The organism is Sphaerochaeta halotolerans (genome assembly GCF_003429665.1).
In the GTDB taxonomy this organism is placed as follows: domain Bacteria; phylum Spirochaetota; class Spirochaetia; order Sphaerochaetales; family Sphaerochaetaceae; genus Sphaerochaeta; species Sphaerochaeta halotolerans.
On record NZ_QUWK01000024.1, the window covers coordinates 1 to 15,391 of the forward strand.

The window sequence follows — 15,391 nt, forward strand, 5'->3', positions numbered from 1 at the left end:
TTTTCAGCTGGCCGTGTTTGCTCCGCTCAGTGGCCGTTTTTCAGCGCATCACTGACCGTTTTTGGGAACCATATGCACATGCGTACTTCGGTGGGTCTTTTTTTTTGAAGGGGTCCTATTATCGATACCAGGAAGAATTGTCACAAAATCCATATCTGCGGGAATTAGGCTCTTTCAAGATTGTCGATTAAAAAGGTCTACAGGATTGTACTCAGATCACGAGATGAGAAAAGAACCGGTACCCGTACCGGTTCACAGGAAGAAAATCCACATCGGCAGAAATCAGGATCTTGCTGAACCCACTCAGAAAGTGTCTAACAAATAGTATCCAGATCACAGGGATAAGAAACAACGCACCTGCACCAACCGTTCGACCAGGGGCGAACAGCTCCTGAATACCATATCGGAGACTCTCGGATTGCCATGTAACTCGGTTGAATAATTCGATTCCGAAGCCCTTGTAGACGCGGTTAAAAGGGTTGTCGTCAAGCCGGATGGCATCGATGTGTTGATGAAGTATCGGCAGGTGTCTAATTCATGAGCAGCTCCATGGGCATGTGGTGAGGAAGTCAGATTGACGACAGCAATGCCTGGACTTGTTCAAAGGCGTCCCGGTGGATCATCTCGATTTCCTGTTCATCCGACAAATCCATGAAGTTCGCAACATCAACCGGACCTGCATGATCAACCGAGGCGAATTTTTCCGACAATTTTTCTCTCATCTCACGAACAATAGGTGTTTCGGACGATCCGAAGAATTCAAGCGCCAGCTGCTTGGCACCGCCTGGATAATGCTTGATCAAGAAATAGATATCGTAGGCATCCTTTGCCTTGCCTCTCCCCATTGCGGCGGTTTTCATTACAAAATACGGGACGAGAGCGACAACGTTCACCCGTGCCATATCGATTGCTCCATCAGGTCGTGGTGCTTCCAATTTGACTTGGCGTGGTTCAAACTTGAATGCAAAATCCCCACCGGTTGCCTTCATGGCCTTCAGACCCTGGATATGTTGGCTGTGTTTCCCCCTTCTTGTCCCGCCATACATGCCGGCAAGGATATCCACATCGACATCAAATGGTACACCGTTTACCACCACCTCTTTGATAAAAGAGAAGTATTTTTCAGGATGTTGCTTGTATCCGTTTTTCAACAGGATCCTCGCCATGGTCTGGTAGCCTTCATCCTCCAGTGTCAAGTGGTTTATCAGCATATCGACATCGACACTCCCCACATGCCCCTGGTCAGGGAACAACAATTCGGGGACCCATCCACCGATGATGCGGATGTCATCCTGGTATTGAGTAAACAGTGAGCACAACTCGACCAAAACCCTGTGGGCGGCATCCCTCTGACCTTCGGAATAATCGATGCTGCTACGCAGATTCCCATCATTGATCATTTCTCTATCTCCTTCTTGAGAATGGCTTCGGCCATCTCCTCTCCACGACCTTTCAACCGCATGCAATCCAAATACACTTGCACAGGAGAGGCAATTTGCTGGTCCTTGATATTCCTTGCATCATGAAGCATCTCATCGCTGGGAAGCACATGAATCTGTACGTTCGCACCAGAGGCGACCTGCTTGCATGCAGCGGCATCCAAAAATGCATTGAGTTCCCTTTCCCGTACCAGCAGGTGCACCTTGTTGTACCGAACCACAGGCGCGTACCTCACACCACCTGCGAAACCGGTGAGATGGCAGTCAATTCCCGAATCGACTTTGATCTGGCGAACCATAGCTTCAAATTCCGGAATCGGCAGAAGAGTATGACAATCCAGTACCTCGAACGATGCCGATTTCTGCTCATATGCCTCACTCCAAGCGTGCATGATCGCTTGCGGCTTTAGGACCTGCAATCCATCCGGGGACATCCGTGCCCAGAGTTGTTCAGAGAGATAGTCCTTCACCTTGGAGACCTGTCCGATGCTGCATTGCAGTTTATCTGCAAGAAGGCTCAGCTTCCACTGATAGGCTACATCACGCATGATTTCCCTAAGGATCAGCGACGATACTTTCGAGGAAGGATCGAATATGGTTTTAGCCGTACGTTTCTTGGCAAACTTGTTCGGGTGTCCTTGGTCGTTCACATAGAGGGCGCGGACCAACAACCTGCAGTTTCCCGACATGTCCAGGTACCCGATGCCGAGTCGCTCACATTGCTTGGCCGACTCTCCGGATATGTAGGGAGCCATGATCACAGAATACCTGTTTTCAAGGTTGAAATCTTCAATTTCCTGTCCTGTGACGACCTCAGTGATAATGGAGGGAAATGCCCTACTCAGGACGGTCACATCAAGGGTTATCTTCGTTGCATCCTTGAAGACAAGATGTGCGAGGAATCCCTTTTTCTTGTCACGTAGATGGTCGCATCGGTCAATCACAGGAATTTTTGCCAGGCTGGTTCTGAGCTGTTCATACTCCTTCACATAAACTGTGGAAGCAACTTTCATTAAAAAGCCTCCTTTCACCACGGTGGTGAAACCAGTATATATAGTGAAACTGAAAATTGCAACAATACGTGAGGATACCAGGAAGAATTGTCACATTTTTTCACAATTATCGGCTTTAGGTCATTGAAAGCGTGATGAGAAAAGAACCGGTACGGGTACCGGTTCACAGGAAGAAAATCCACACCTCCAAAAATCAGGTTCTTTCTAGACCAAGTGACACCTCTGTCGCTCTGCATCAAGAAGGATCTCTGCCCCTGTGATGAAGGATGGATTACTTAATTCATGCCTGGATTGACATGGCAATTCCTAAATCATATGCCTCGGACTCATATCTCTGCCCGTCCAACCCTGACTTCGTGCCCATTCTCTCATTTCTCTTGCTTCGTCTTTGTCTCCTTCATGGATGGTACGGAGTATATCGATATATCCAGGAACATTCCCACAGTCGTCAAGCACATTCAGACCGTCCTTTGCTATGCAAATCGGTTTGCGATCGGCAATGACCTTGGCAGCAATCTCATCGTCTACCATCTGACTATTCCTTCCGAACTCCCGAACCAACGAGATATCTACCTCCCAACCATCACCATAGTCGTAGCTATACAGAATTTCTGCAGTAATCGGCATGATCTCATTCGGTTCAGTCTCCTTCTGAAGACTCTCAATTTGCTTGAAAGCATGAGAATAGGCAGCCGAATTACGAGGTCCATCCTTCTGTTTTGCTTCTGAAACGACGATATCGCGATAGTGCTTGTACAATGGAACAGAACTGTTGTCGGTTGCCAAGGCAGCAGCCTTTGCCGAATCGATGTCTTCGGGATTCAGTGAAAGAATATCGCAAAGCCTGAGGCTTTCCTTTAGGGTATCAGGCATCCCTTCATCGAAGATGACCGCATCCAAAAGGTCCTGCAACGTTGCATCCTCGAACCTGACCTTCCTGGGCTTCACGTCCTTTTCCAAATGGAAGGGATGTACATCCAGTATGGGCAGATGATTTGCCAAATACTGAATCTCAGCTTGGTTCTCTATCCAATACTCGCTATACCCCTCATATTTGTACTGCTTGAGATACTTTGAACGCATCCATGTCCTGGGGCTCTTGGTTCCATCGTAGTCGTCATCCCAGAATGCGTCGTTGAAGGTGCTGCTCGGAAACTGGAGGTAATACCCGAACACTGGTGCAATTTCCAACAACTTTCCTTCGGTCAATGTTTGGAACAATGACATCGGCAACTGGAAATCGTGCAAATGGCTGTTCGTCCAGCCAAAGGTCATGTTGATCAGGTAATGTAGCTGATGCAAGGCCAGGGAAGATGGAACGATGACGTCCCTGGATATTGACTTTGCAACGGCTCCATATTTAGCAAGGATTTTTGCTTCATCGGCAGGCATGGAATCAAGTTGGCTGTCACGAAGTTCCAGATGAAGCTGCATTGCAAAAGGAGTCTTCTTCTCACTATGTGTTGTGGTTGCCTGCACCGCAGTCACGCCATCAACAATCTGTTGTTCGAGGGGTCGACGTTTCTCTGCATACGCACGGTTTCGTTCACGATACTTCCCGCTCCGAATTGCCGTGTCTGTTTTCTCTGGCTCATCATACAGTCCCTTCTCGTAAGGCAAATAGTTCTGAACCATCGCTACGCTGATATCAAGGATTTCAGCAATATCAGGTGAGGACTTTCCTTGATCCGCCAGTTCACGAATCTGCTGTGACCGCGCACTTGACCACAATCCTTCGGTGATGAGGATTTTCCTTACCTTCGTGGTTGAAATCTCGGTCTGTCTGGCAGTTTCATTGATGGATTCTGTCTTCTTGTATACACTCACTACCTTCTCAATCGTCTCTGTCTTGGGAACTTCTACACTCTTTGTCATTTTCTACCTCTCCTTTTTCTATATCTGCAATATACCATGGCTATAATGTCGTGTCAATAAAAACAATATCGTTTCAATAATACCGATATATGGTACAATTGGACGGAAGTAACACAAGCATTCGTACACACACATATACCTATTACTGTCCATCATCATCCATCATCGGTTGGCTCGATGGCATGGAATGAGAGCAGTATAGTACTCGTGAAGAACCATGCAAGATTACTCAATGAGGAGAGCGTGTATACTGCTTTTTGAACTCCCATGCTGCTATATAATCGTATTGACAGGAATGTACGTATTTTTGCAGACAACCTGCACTGTATAATCGCCCTGCTTGCTATAATAACTATATTTGCAAGAATATGTTGAATGGTAATACTATTTGTTGACATAGGACTGAATAATAATTATATTTGCACTATGATACTACTTTTTTGAGGTATGGCCATGGGAATACACGTTTCTGATCATCGACCGGCGGGGTACGCATATCTTCTTGAAAAACTCGCGATCGTAGGCATACCCAACTGGCACCGATCGATGGTTTCCACTACAGGAACACACTTTTCAAAGATACAGGACGGTTTTGTCGAGGAAGTTTTCAGGAACCAGTATTGGCCCGGAGAAACGGTTGGAGACCACCTTGAGTTTGCGCTGAAATATGATGGAGTGAATCTTGCATTGCTGTCAAAAATCTTCGAAAAGGTATCTCCTGAAGTACTCGTCGAGTACATCAAATCCAAGCCAACTGGGAAGTATGCTCGAAGGATTTGGTTTTTCTATGAGTTCCTGACCGAAGATCAACTGCCAATCAACGACATGACCACCGGCAACTATGTCGATGCCTTGGAAGCCAAAGATTATTATACCGTTCAGAAAGGAGAAAGGTCTTCACGCCACCGCATTGTGAACAATCTTCTTGGTCCCCGAGCCTTTTGTCCCATCGTCAGGAAAACCGAGAAGCTTTCAAAACTGAATTCTACAGCCCTACGAAAGAGGTGTGAGGAAATTGTCACGGCCTATCCTCCACAGCTACTTCGCCGGGCACTAAGCTACCTCTACAACAAAGAGACAAAATCTTCCTTTGAAATTGAACATATTAAAAGCAATGCTTCCCGTACAGAAAAATTCATTGCATCCCTGGAACTTGCCGAACAAGAAGACTTTTGTGAAAAGGGAAAGCTGATCGAACTTCAGAACCGTATTGTTGACCCGCGATTTGCCGATAGCGACTATCGGGTGAGTCAAAACTATGTTGGTCAGACGGTTGCGTATCAGAAAGAGCTCATCCAGTATATCTGCCCAAAACCTGAAGATCTGCCAAGTCTGATGACAGGGTTGCTTGCTTCCCATAACAGGATGAAAACAGGTGGAATCTCGCCTGTTATTCACGCCGCGGTGATAGCCTATGGGTTTGTGTTTCTGCACCCGTTTGAGGATGGTAACGGACGAATACATCGGTTTCTGATACATAACATCCTTTCGCTGCAGAATATGGTGCCACGCGGAATCATGTTTCCCATTTCAGCCGTCATGCTGAAAAATCCAGAAGATTATGACCGATCGCTGGAAGCTTTTTCCCGACCCCTGCTTCAAGTCATCGACTATCGACTGGATGAGATGGGAAAAATGACTGTAGAGAATGAGAGTGCATGCTGGTACTCCTATATGGACATGACAGCCCAGGCAGAAGCCTTGTCCGAGTTTATACTCAAAACGATTGAAGAAGAGCTTGTACAAGAGCTCAGTTTTTTGGCCAACTATGACACCGCCAAAAAGGCGATTCAGGATATCATTGACATGCCCGACCGTCTGGTCAATCTGTTCATCCGGTTGTGTTTGCAGAGCAACGGCAACCTTTCTGCAAGGAAGAGATCTGCACATTTTGACTTCTTGAGCGATGAAGAGCTTACAAAGATGGAACAGGCAGTAAAAGATAGCTATACGCTGGCATAGGTGTTAGGAACAACGGGAAATTCGACAGTGTTGGGAAGATGACGTGCCCATCGATTCAAAATTGTCGGAAAGAAGGACTTGGATCAATCAATTTGTTTCATTCCCCAACGGAGCGAGAGGAAAGGAATCAGCATGATGGTTCCTCTCTGGAGCGAGTGCCGGGAAAGCAAGGTGAGATACCCCGCCCCTTGGGGCGGAAAAGGAGGCAACTCCTCCTGAGTCCAAGGCTTGCCCTGGGGTATTGATACCTTTCATTCACCTAGTTCAATGGCATGGAATATGTACTGACATATACCTGAGTTTCCCAGAGATTTGTGTGAGTAATTCCAAAGCTCAATCCTAAGCGGCATTCTTGTTCTTCCGACCGGTCTTGGAACTGACCTTTATTACTTTCGGGGTGCACCCCTCAGGGATCTCAAGGCCGTAATACTTGCAGATCTTCAGCTGCTGACCCACAAAGGGAGTGATGATCTTTGCCTTGCCCGAATTATCGGTATCAAGAAGAATTGTTGCCATAGGTTCCACAAATATCAGCTTTCTAGGCCGCTGAAAGCAAGATGAGAAACGAACCGGTACCGGTTCACAGGAAGAACTTCCACAAAACCCCCATGCAGCTAAAAAGCATAGGAATAGAGAGAAACCCATTTTCATGCCATACTTGCATGCAGGAGTATCAAGAAGCATGGAAAGGAATAAAGACATTCGTTGGATCCAGCGCCTCTCAAACTACTGTCGATCTCTTTCCCAATTGGAGGCGGCTGTGGCATTGGCAAAACAGAGACCCCTCAGTGCATTGGAACAATAAGGAATGGTCCACTCCTTTGAGAACACTCATGAGCTGAGTTGGAATGTACTCCGTGATTACTATCCCTCGGGAGATGTTTTTCTTAACTTACTAAATAACAATATTAATAATATTAATATGAATACATTGCTTGCCTTGCTAACCCTTGGCCCAGGCTATATACCACGATTCCCGTTGTTTCTTTGGAAACTCAATTTCTCTAGACCTTCTCTTCTCGCTGAAGCAAAAGACCAATGTCCTGCTCTTTCCCATACATAAGGAGCAGCAACAATGGCAACTGTCATTAGAAGTCTTGGAATAAACGGTATAGAAGGATATCCACTTGCAGTGGAGGTAGCAATCATAGCAGGCCTGCAGGCAACCACCATCGTGGGCCTTGGCGATGCTGCAGTAAAGGAAGCAAAGGACCGCATGGAAGCATGCACGGAAGAACTCTCCTTTGCCTATCCATCAAAGAAGGTCGTGGTAAACCTCAGTCCCAGTGACATCCCCAAGCGGGGAGCCTATCTCGACCTCCCCATGCTCATTGGTCTCTTGGTGGAATCGAAGCAGGTGAGGCCCAGAATCGAGGACTGGCAGGAAATAGCCTGTGTAGGTGGCATCAGCACCACCGGTGCTCTTGTCGGGTTCAATGGAGTACTGCCCATGGCAATCCAGGCCCACCGAATGGGGTGGAAGAAACTCATTGTACCGCTGGACTGTGCCAATGAGGCATCCCTGGTCAAGGGACTGGACATCATCGCCTGTGAAACCATCACCCAGGTGATACAGTTTCTTGAAGGGCGGTTGCATCTCTCTCCTCATAAAACAGACCAGGACCCAATACTCCGGGAAAGAACCAGCAAGGAAGGTGATTTCCTGGACGTCGTCGGACATGACGACATCATGCCTTACCTAGCAGCCGCCGTTGCAGGAAACCACAACCTTCTCCTAGTTGGAATCCCGGGTGCCGGTAAAACCCTCATGGCAAGACTGCTCCCCACCATCCTCCCCCCAATGAATGAGCAGGAAATCCTGGAAGTCTCCTCCATCTACAGCATAGCAGGGGAGCTTGACGGCCATGAGCTCAAGACGAATCGACCCTTCAGATGCCCCCACTACAACATGTCCTCTCATGCACTCATTGGCGGAGGACCCCAGGCAAAACCCGGGGAGGTAACCCTTGCACACCGTGGGATCCTCTTTCTCGACGAACTACCCGAATTTGGACGGAAAACTCTTGAATCCCTCCGCCTTCCCCTTGAGGACAAACGCGTCACCATAAGCCGGGTCAACCAGACAAACCGCTACCCCTCCGACTTCATGCTCGTAGCAGCTATGAACCCCTGTCCCTGTGGCTACGCAGGAACATCACGCTGTGAATGCACCCCCTATGCCATCAGAACCTACCGCCAACGCATATCAGGCCCCATCCTCGACCGCATCGACATGCAGAAATATGTCGGCAGGGTGGAGTTCAAGGACGGCCATCTCATGAAAGGAAATACCAGCTCAAAGGACCTCAGGAACTCAGTGATGGAGGCGCGTGAGCGCCAGAAATACCGCTTCCAGAAAGGGGAGGAGCACATTACCACCAACTCACAGATGAACAGCTCCCAGCTTCGCAAGTACTGCACCCTTGACGACGACTGCGCCTCCCTCCTCCAGAGAACCTATGAACGTGACCAACTCTCAGTCCGTGCCCGATACAAGACGATTAAGCTGGCAAGGACCTTTGCCGACATACAGGGAAGTGCCTCCATTGAGAGAGCCCATCTCATCCACGCACTCTTCTCCCGTGACCTCGAGAAGGAGATTAGCCACCATGCATGACCAAACCATCTACTGGATCTGGCTCAACGAAATGCGGGGGATCACCCTCAGGGAGAAACGGAAACTGCTTTCATCTCTCTCAAGTCCCCAGAACATCTACCATGCAAGCCCCTCTACCATTATCGACATCCTGGAAACAAAGCAGGGAAGGGCTGGTTCCGTTGCTGAAAGCAAGAGAGAATCCTATGGGTCCCTCTGGAGTTCACGCAACCTTGCCAATGCTGAAGCCATACTTGCAAACAATGAACAACATTCCATCCATCTCCTCTCCCCTGATCACCAACGCTACCAACCCATCTATGCAGCCGACACAAAAGCCCCCTTGGTACTCTACTACAAAGGCAGGCTTTCCCCACCTGAAACCCCTGTCATTGGTGTCATCGGATCGCGCGCAAGCACATCCTACGGGAACCTGGTGACCAAGGCCGCAGTAGCAACCTTGGTTGAAAAAGGAAACACCGTTGCCTCAGGACTCTCCTTCGGCATTGATGCTCTTGCTCATCAGACCACACTCGAAAACCATGGTATCACCTACGCATTCATACCGTGTGGCCTGCACAAAGCCCAGCCAGCATCACATACCGAACTCATGGAACAGATAGCAGATACCGGGGCTGTCATTACCCCCTACGCCTATGGCAAGGAAGCCTTGCCCTTTCGGTTCATCGGCAGGAACGACGTGCTTGCCACTTGGTGTGACACCCTGCTCGTGGTGGAAGCCCGGAAGCGGAGCGGAAGCATGCATACAGCCCGTAGTGCCCTAAAAAAGGGGAAACGAGTACTGGCCGTACCCAACAGCCTGCTTGAACCAAAGAGCTCCGGAACAAACCTCTTGCTCACCGAAGGAGCCAAGGCTTACTATGACGACCAACTGCAGTTTGGTGGTTGTTATAGCAGCATACCCACTTCCCATCCCGATGAAGAGGACGTCATCGGGGTACTGAATGAGAACCCCCTCACCACCTCCGAGATTGTAGACATGGTCCCTGATTTGAGCCTCTCCGTCATGGAGTGCCTTACCGACATGGAACTCTCAGGGAAGATCGTGTTCCGCTCAGATGGCAGGTGGCACCTGGTGGGAGGACTCTAATCCCATGCCCAGGAGGAAGAGAAACGACACACCTGGTACCATCCATCACGTAATCCAGAGAGGCAACAACAAGAACTACATCTATGAGAACACCCGTGACAAACGGGAGTTTCTCAGCCTCCTCTCTACAGCCCTGACCACCCATGACGCACTCCTCCTCCAATTTGTCCTCATGGACAACCACTACCACCTCCTCATCAAGATAGGAAGTGAGCCCTTGTCCTCCATTATCTGGTTTCTCAATCGTAACTACAGCCTCTACTACAACCAGCGGTACAACCGAACCGGTACAATCTATGGAGACCGGTACAAGAGCTATCTCGTGACGGAAACCCATAAACTATTCAGCATTGTCCGTTATATAGTCCAGAACCCCGTTAAAGCCGGCTTGGCTGCCACCCCCTCTGCATACCGATGGAGCGGTCATACAGAGGTGTGCACTGGAGATACCTCTATCATTGCCAGGACAACCTTGCTCTCCTACTTCTCCCCTGATCCATCCCTTGCATTGCAACGCTACAGAGAGTGCACCGAACATGAGAACTGGACACCACAGGTCGGGTTTGCCACCATCGTCGATAAGAGAGAGGAGACCAGGGAACGCCTCTCCTGTCTCCTTGACCGGATACTCGCAGAAAAGAACCTTGAGAACCTGCGTGTCATGATAGTATCAGGAGCAAAGTCCCCGCTCTCTAGGGAGATAAGGAATCTGTTTGTTCATTCTGCTGTCACCGACGGCCATGCCCTCAGGGACATCGCCAGTTTCCTCCATGTCAGCCATGAGACTGTGAGGAGAATCAGCAATCAAGGAAGGTAAACAACCTGATGCCTATAGGTATCCAGTATATACCTTTACAAGAACCACCAATAGAAAAGCCTGTTCTCCATCCATCTCTCTTTGACTATTTGGAGACCACCATGAACAGGTTGCACTAACTGCTTCCAGGTATCCTGATCTGTTGCTCATCTTTTCAGAAGGGTGTATCGAGTATTCCGCCTTCTCCAGTGATGCACAGATTGCCCATGCAAAGCACTATGCCCATCAGATTATCGGGGACCTCAATCATGGAGCCCATATCTGGCTCGACTGGAATATGGTCCTCGCTGCCAATGGAGGTCCTAATCATGTGGGTAATTATTGTGATTCCCCCATTCTCTGCAATTTGGCCGATGGTACCTACCAGAAGCGCTTGTCATACTACTACATCAAACACTTTAGTCGTTCAATCGCCCCGGGAGCTGTCCGTATTGCCCACTCCCTCTATACTCACGAGCTTGAAGCTACTGCATGGAAGAACCCAGATAATTCCTGTGTACTGGTTATCCATAACCCGACTGATGAAAAGAAGCAGATACACCTAAGAATAAACGGACAAATCACCTCGTTCTCTGTAGAAAGTGAGAGCATCATGAGTCTCAGGTGGTGACAGGTATCATCCCAAGAGGTATAGAGAGCTTGCCCTCCACCGAGGTAGTTGCATACCAGACTGGACAGTATCCATTTCCTAGTTGATGAACCGGTACTTCGTAGCAGGTCCCCTACCGACCTTCTCTACCATCCCCTTGCTTTGCAGTTCTGTTAGTATCTTCTTTGCCATGGCTTGGGACTTTCCAAGATACTGGGCAAGGTCCATGGAAGAAAAAAGTCCTTGTGCAGTGAAGTAACTCCTCATAGCTGTGAGGTCTTTGGGGTTCTGGTCAGGTTTGGGGGTATGATTGCTTGCGGTTTTCCTGAAGATGACCAGTTTGACATGATACTCCAATTCAACAAATTGAGGTTCCGGTAACCCATCTTCAAGACAGGAAGATATGATAAGGTTGATGCCTATTCCCTGCTTCTCCATATACCCCTTCTTTCTCAAGGCATCAGCGATCAGAGGGTTTCTGTATCGGGAGAGCCCTTCCTTGAGATTCTCAGGATTGATCGGGGCATAGAAGGTCCCCGGGTTTAAGAACTCAATCCTATCTGAGAAAAGCGTGATTCTCGTAGGAGCTTCATAGTCATAGGCTCTGTGTGCTACCGCATTGACGAGTGCTTCACGGATGGCATCAAGAGGTATCTCATAGTTTACTGGCTGCTTGACCAACCCTTCCCGCTCATACTGTGTTCCCAAGAGGTTTGAGATGAATGTATAGGATTGTTCAAGCATGGGTATGATTCCCCCTGAGAAATCCTCTTTTTTCATCAGCTGTTTCTTATCTGTACCTGCATAGGCACTTACCACAATGCCCGACTCTGGGATGATTCTCTGATGTTCAGGGTAGAACAGCAGAGTTCCCGCCACATTTGGAATGGTTCTACCCGAGACATCGGTAGACCCATACCCTGCACCGATGAGGATTGACTGGTCATAGCTGGTGAACAGGGTTCCAAGTAGTCCTTTCGAGAGGTCCTCATATGAGATCTGTGGACAGGGTTGTTGTTCATATCGGATTCCACTACGCTCTCGGTTGAACTGTTCGATTGCATAGGCATCTGCTCTCCTGTTGTGAGCTCTTGAGCGAAGGAAAACCCCTAAAGGGTGTCCAAGTTTCTTTATAAAATATGGTTTTTGTGGACCGGGGAAGACCCGTACAGTTACACAGGTTTTCCCTCCAAGATGTTGTTCATACAGGTCTACAGCGATTTGTGGTGATATGGCATCTGCGATAGCCTGAGGAATTTCTTGGCTGTAGCGTTCAATCTCTTCTCTATCCAAGCCTACGATCAGACGATCGCTGTCCCTAATACCGATGATGATTGTTCCACCTTGAGTGTTCGCAAAAGCAGTGACTGTCTCAAGCAGTCGAGAATAGTCATCCAGTCGTTCCTTGAACTCCAGAATCTTCGACTCGATTGATACATAGTGCATAGCGTCCCCCCATATCCGATACTATCTGATAGTATCGGATACATTAAATAATATCCGATAATATCCGATACTAACCGATACTTATTCTTACGTAGAAATTACATCTCTGATAGTTGGTAAAGGGTATTTCTGCACAAGACTCAACGAAGCAGGATTCATGGTTCAAATCGTTCTTGTATCAGAGAAAGAGATGAAGGACTGGTATTGGGATGAAAGAAGCACCGTAAGGCACTGCCAATAAAGAAACGTCTCTTTCTCACGATGTTGGTCATTTCTGTTATTCCGGTTTTGATCATCACCATCTTTGCATTGGTCAACACCTACACCAGAATCTCCCAAGATACCATCCGGGCTAACACAGAGGGTATGAACAGGCCCAAGGAACAACTCAGTGACTATGCAAGGGAACTCAACGGGTTCTACTACTCCACAGAGTTCAACCAAGGATTCAAGGATGCAGTCCTTGAAAAGTATGCAGGAAGGGGAACCTACCAGAACAGTTCCCAGATTCGTGACATGCTCTTGACCAAGCTCAACCTTACCCGTTCCCTCTCCTACATCAAGATAGTCTTCAACACACAGAACCAGGGAATATATGCAGACCGGGCATGAGTGACACCAAACCCTCATCAGTAAACTCCAATTTGATCCCATTGAGTTCAAGGAATACATCACACAGGTGGACCCCTATCCGCTAAAAGGATGGTTCTAGATCAAGCCAGAGCATCATGCGAATGTCTTTCGCTCCTTTTTCCTGGATACGGGTCTTTCTTTTCAAACGTTTTGAACGGGGTACTGAGCGCCGATTCCAAAGCAACTTTATCCCTCAATGCCCCCTGATACCTCGATAAGGTACTTATAGATGAGCAGGGTTCGCTTAATTGAGAAATAGATCATCTGGCAAGTTCTTTATAAGCTGTCTCATGACGCAGTAAACAAGCTTGAGCTGTATTTGATTGAACATATTTCTCCGAAGGCTTTCGTTGCTGTTCAAGCTGAGGAATTGGATAAGAAGCTGGTAATTTCAATAGAGGTTCCAGCAGGGAGTGATGTTCTGTATGCTTTCAAAGATGTCATGTACATCCGTACTGGTGAACTCACACAAGTAGCAAAAACCCAAACCATCCGCGATATAGTGATGCGTCATCAAATTGAGCCTGAACGTTGGGAGCGCCGCTTTTCTATTGCTGACATAGAGGAGCATATCGATGTAGAAGCGGTAAGATCGACTGTGTCAGCAGCTGCAAATATGCGTAGGGTATTGTTTCGGGATAAAAGAAACCTTTCCATGGTCTTGGAAGGCTTCTCGGTTGCTTGGTACGGGCGATTGACGAACGGTGGTGATGTTCTTTTTACCCCAGACTCGAATCAAAGCTATGCGCTACAGTTCAGATAAAGCTGGCGACAAGTTCAGTGACATGGAGTCTTTCAAAGGTCCGCTGCACCGCATTTTCGAGGATACCTACTCATGTATCATTCGCAATACTTCCAGTATATACAGATTCATCAAAGGCTAAACGCTTTGGCACATTGCAACTATAGTGCAGCATCTGGAGGTGTCAGCATCCATGTGCATCCTCATTGGTTGGAGATATGGAACTCGGGGGCACTCCCAGAGGGAGCAACCGAGCAGAGCCTGCTTAAAGGCCAAATCTCAATACTTCGAAATCCTGATATCGCTCATGTATTGTATCTGCGGGGGCTTAGGGAAAAAGCTGGTCGTGGTAGTGTGCTCATGGTGCAGAAATGCCTCGGAAATGGATTGCCATCTCCGTTTTGGAAATCAGATCCAAAGCTGGGAGTTGCGGTGACATTTTCCACCCCGGAAGTCATGAAGCTATTGAAGCATCTCACGGGTGAAATGAGCCGAGGGGATTTGCAGGATGCCATAGGACTGCGGGATGCAGAGCACTTCCGAAAAACCTATATACATCCAGTATTAGAAAGCAAAGCTCTAGAGATGGCTATTCCTGAAAAACCCACAAGCAGCAAGTAAAAGTACAGGATTAGTGCAGTTGGCAAACTTTAATGATAACGACGCTGGTACGAGAGAATGCTGAAAAAGAGCTTAGGTGCATTACAATAATATTCTTAGAGAATATAATAAATATTCTTGACATCGTATATATTGCATGCGTAAATAATCTTGTAGATTGCAGGAAGCTCTCTACAAGGAGGATCGTCCATGCAGGAAACAAGTAAAGCCCAAGTCCCCAATTATGAAGAAGTCGGTATCAGGATCAAGGAATTGAGGGTATCGCATGATCTCAGTCAGAAAGATTTCGCCCATACGCTGAATATATCCCAGGGGCATCTCTCCAGGGTAGAGAAGGGTGCAATCATATCTGCTGCTCTCTGCGATTTGATTGCAGAGAAATTCAACACCTCCAAGGAGTATCTTCTCTATGGTGTGAAAGCAAAGCCCCTGGGTATAACCTCTTCTGCGGCTCCTGTTCCAAAGAGTCCTTCTAACGAATTCTCCAGTTTTTCACTGGAGCAGACTGATTCCATCGCTGGCGCAAACAAGCAGATAAAGAAACTCC

General features: G+C 47.8%; 18 protein-coding genes and 1 pseudogene. 13 read left to right on the forward strand and 6 right to left on the reverse strand.

What is annotated here, in order from left to right:
- A partial coding sequence (locus tag DYP60_RS14465) for a hypothetical protein (RefSeq protein WP_206363153.1) occupies positions 1-191 on the forward strand: 191 nt, incomplete at its 5' end.
- A gap of 378 nt (positions 192-569) precedes the next feature.
- On the opposite strand, the gene DYP60_RS13495 is transcribed toward DYP60_RS14465, so the two are convergent.
- The 3 genes from DYP60_RS13495 to DYP60_RS13505 all read right to left on the reverse strand — a co-directional run bounded on the left by DYP60_RS13495 (position 570) and on the right by DYP60_RS13505 (position 4,327).
- Entirely contained in the window at positions 570-1,400 is an 831-nt protein-coding gene (locus tag DYP60_RS13495) for a nucleotidyl transferase AbiEii/AbiGii toxin family protein (protein WP_117331547.1), read from the reverse strand.
- Positions 1,397-2,452: a type IV toxin-antitoxin system AbiEi family antitoxin gene (locus DYP60_RS13500; protein ID WP_117331548.1), complete on the reverse strand. Its 1,056-nt coding sequence runs from the start codon at positions 2,450-2,452 to the stop codon at positions 1,397-1,399. Before DYP60_RS13500 ends, DYP60_RS13495 begins: the two co-directional genes overlap by 4 nt.
- Before the next feature lie 306 nt (positions 2,453-2,758).
- Positions 2,759-4,327, reverse strand: a complete 1,569-nt coding sequence (locus DYP60_RS13505; protein ID WP_117331549.1) for an IS1096 element passenger TnpR family protein — start codon at positions 4,325-4,327, stop codon at positions 2,759-2,761.
- Between the two features lie 453 nt (positions 4,328-4,780).
- On the opposite strand from DYP60_RS13505, the gene DYP60_RS13510 reads away from it, so the two are divergent.
- Positions 4,781-6,289, forward strand: coding sequence for a Fic family protein (locus DYP60_RS13510; protein WP_117331550.1), 1,509 nt, complete (start codon positions 4,781-4,783; stop codon positions 6,287-6,289).
- 87 nt (positions 6,290-6,376) lie between these two features.
- Here the strand turns inward: DYP60_RS13510 and DYP60_RS14375 are convergent, their stop codons facing one another.
- Both DYP60_RS14375 and DYP60_RS14380 read right to left on the reverse strand, forming a co-directional pair.
- Complete coding sequence (locus DYP60_RS14375) at positions 6,377-6,544, reverse strand: hypothetical protein (RefSeq protein WP_165849596.1); 168 nt, start codon at positions 6,542-6,544, stop codon at positions 6,377-6,379.
- 84 nt (positions 6,545-6,628) lie between these two features.
- Positions 6,629-6,805, reverse strand: a complete 177-nt coding sequence (locus DYP60_RS14380) for a hypothetical protein (protein WP_165849597.1) — start codon at positions 6,803-6,805, stop codon at positions 6,629-6,631.
- Between the two features lie 166 nt (positions 6,806-6,971).
- Between DYP60_RS14380 and DYP60_RS14660 the strand changes: the two genes are divergently transcribed.
- From DYP60_RS14660 to DYP60_RS14670, 7 genes and pseudogenes are all read left to right on the forward strand, one after another.
- Positions 6,972-7,094 carry a hypothetical protein gene (locus DYP60_RS14660; protein ID WP_276308969.1) on the forward strand — a complete coding sequence of 41 codons (123 nt, stop codon included), beginning with the start codon at positions 6,972-6,974 and terminating at the stop codon, positions 7,092-7,094.
- Positions 7,095-7,211: 117 nt separating this feature from the next.
- Positions 7,212-7,352: a hypothetical protein gene (locus DYP60_RS14470; protein ID WP_206363154.1), complete on the forward strand. Its 141-nt coding sequence runs from the start codon at positions 7,212-7,214 to the stop codon at positions 7,350-7,352.
- A 12-nt stretch (positions 7,353-7,364) separates the two neighbouring features.
- A complete protein-coding gene (locus DYP60_RS13520; protein WP_117331551.1) occupies positions 7,365-8,906 on the forward strand; it encodes a YifB family Mg chelatase-like AAA ATPase in 1,542 nt (513 codons plus the stop codon).
- Entirely contained in the window at positions 8,899-9,996 is a 1,098-nt protein-coding gene (locus tag DYP60_RS13525; RefSeq protein WP_165849598.1) for a DNA-processing protein DprA, read from the forward strand. The genes DYP60_RS13520 and DYP60_RS13525 overlap by 8 nt, the downstream gene beginning before the upstream one ends.
- A gap of 4 nt (positions 9,997-10,000) precedes the next feature.
- Positions 10,001-10,813 (forward strand): transposase, encoded by an 813-nt coding sequence (locus tag DYP60_RS13530; RefSeq protein WP_165849599.1) that lies wholly within the window; start codon positions 10,001-10,003, stop codon positions 10,811-10,813.
- A 115-nt stretch (positions 10,814-10,928) separates the two neighbouring features.
- Positions 10,929-11,210 (forward strand): annotated as a pseudogene (locus DYP60_RS14665) (glucosylceramidase); the annotation flags it as partial.
- Positions 11,187-11,423, forward strand: a complete 237-nt coding sequence (locus tag DYP60_RS14670; RefSeq protein ID WP_276308970.1) for a glycoside hydrolase family 30 beta sandwich domain-containing protein — start codon at positions 11,187-11,189, stop codon at positions 11,421-11,423. The pseudogene DYP60_RS14665 and the gene DYP60_RS14670, both read left to right, overlap by 24 nt.
- A 78-nt stretch (positions 11,424-11,501) precedes the next feature.
- On the opposite strand, the gene DYP60_RS13540 is transcribed toward DYP60_RS14670, so the two are convergent.
- Positions 11,502-12,848, reverse strand: coding sequence for an RNA-binding domain-containing protein (locus DYP60_RS13540; RefSeq protein WP_117331555.1), 1,347 nt, complete (start codon positions 12,846-12,848; stop codon positions 11,502-11,504).
- A gap of 261 nt (positions 12,849-13,109) precedes the next feature.
- Here DYP60_RS13540 and DYP60_RS13545 point away from each other — a divergent pair, with 261 nt between their 5' ends.
- The 4 genes from DYP60_RS13545 to DYP60_RS13560 form a co-directional block, all read left to right on the forward strand.
- Entirely contained in the window at positions 13,110-13,460 is a 351-nt protein-coding gene (locus tag DYP60_RS13545) for a hypothetical protein (RefSeq protein WP_117331556.1), read from the forward strand.
- A gap of 340 nt (positions 13,461-13,800) precedes the next feature.
- Positions 13,801-14,244: a putative DNA binding domain-containing protein gene (locus DYP60_RS13550; RefSeq protein WP_117331557.1), complete on the forward strand. Its 444-nt coding sequence runs from the start codon at positions 13,801-13,803 to the stop codon at positions 14,242-14,244.
- A gap of 72 nt (positions 14,245-14,316) precedes the next feature.
- Entirely contained in the window at positions 14,317-14,844 is a 528-nt protein-coding gene (locus DYP60_RS13555; protein WP_117331558.1) for a Fic family protein, read from the forward strand.
- A gap of 189 nt (positions 14,845-15,033) precedes the next feature.
- Positions 15,034-15,391: helix-turn-helix domain-containing protein (locus tag DYP60_RS13560; protein ID WP_133299355.1), on the forward strand; the 358-nt coding region annotated here is incomplete at its 3' end.

What these genes read in the sequence shown, in the direction of transcription:
- DYP60_RS13495 (WP_117331547.1), bottom strand. Translation starts at nt 1,400, where the DNA reads ATGATCAATGATGGGAATCTGCGTAGCAGCATCGATTATTCCGAAGGT.
- DYP60_RS13500 (WP_117331548.1), bottom strand. Translation starts at nt 2,452, where the DNA reads ATGAAAGTTGCTTCCACAGTTTATGTGAAGGAGTATGAACAGCTCAGA.
- DYP60_RS13505 (WP_117331549.1), bottom strand. Translation starts at nt 4,327, where the DNA reads ATGACAAAGAGTGTAGAAGTTCCCAAGACAGAGACGATTGAGAAGGTA.
- DYP60_RS13510 (WP_117331550.1), top strand. Translation starts at nt 4,781, where the DNA reads ATGGGAATACACGTTTCTGATCATCGACCGGCGGGGTACGCATATCTT.
- DYP60_RS14375 (WP_165849596.1), bottom strand. Translation starts at nt 6,544, where the DNA reads ATGAAAGGTATCAATACCCCAGGGCAAGCCTTGGACTCAGGAGGAGTT.
- DYP60_RS14380 (WP_165849597.1), bottom strand. Translation starts at nt 6,805, where the DNA reads ATGGCAACAATTCTTCTTGATACCGATAATTCGGGCAAGGCAAAGATC.
- DYP60_RS14660 (WP_276308969.1), top strand. Translation starts at nt 6,972, where the DNA reads ATGGAAAGGAATAAAGACATTCGTTGGATCCAGCGCCTCTCAAACTAC.
- DYP60_RS14470 (WP_206363154.1), top strand. Translation starts at nt 7,212, where the DNA reads ATGAATACATTGCTTGCCTTGCTAACCCTTGGCCCAGGCTATATACCA.
- DYP60_RS13520 (WP_117331551.1), top strand. Translation starts at nt 7,365, where the DNA reads ATGGCAACTGTCATTAGAAGTCTTGGAATAAACGGTATAGAAGGATAT.
- DYP60_RS13525 (WP_165849598.1), top strand. Translation starts at nt 8,899, where the DNA reads ATGCATGACCAAACCATCTACTGGATCTGGCTCAACGAAATGCGGGGG.
- DYP60_RS13530 (WP_165849599.1), top strand. Translation starts at nt 10,001, where the DNA reads ATGCCCAGGAGGAAGAGAAACGACACACCTGGTACCATCCATCACGTA.
- DYP60_RS13540 (WP_117331555.1), bottom strand. Translation starts at nt 12,848, where the DNA reads ATGCACTATGTATCAATCGAGTCGAAGATTCTGGAGTTCAAGGAACGA.
- DYP60_RS13545 (WP_117331556.1), top strand. Translation starts at nt 13,110, where the DNA reads ATGTTGGTCATTTCTGTTATTCCGGTTTTGATCATCACCATCTTTGCA.
- DYP60_RS13555 (WP_117331558.1), top strand. Translation starts at nt 14,317, where the DNA reads ATGTATCATTCGCAATACTTCCAGTATATACAGATTCATCAAAGGCTA.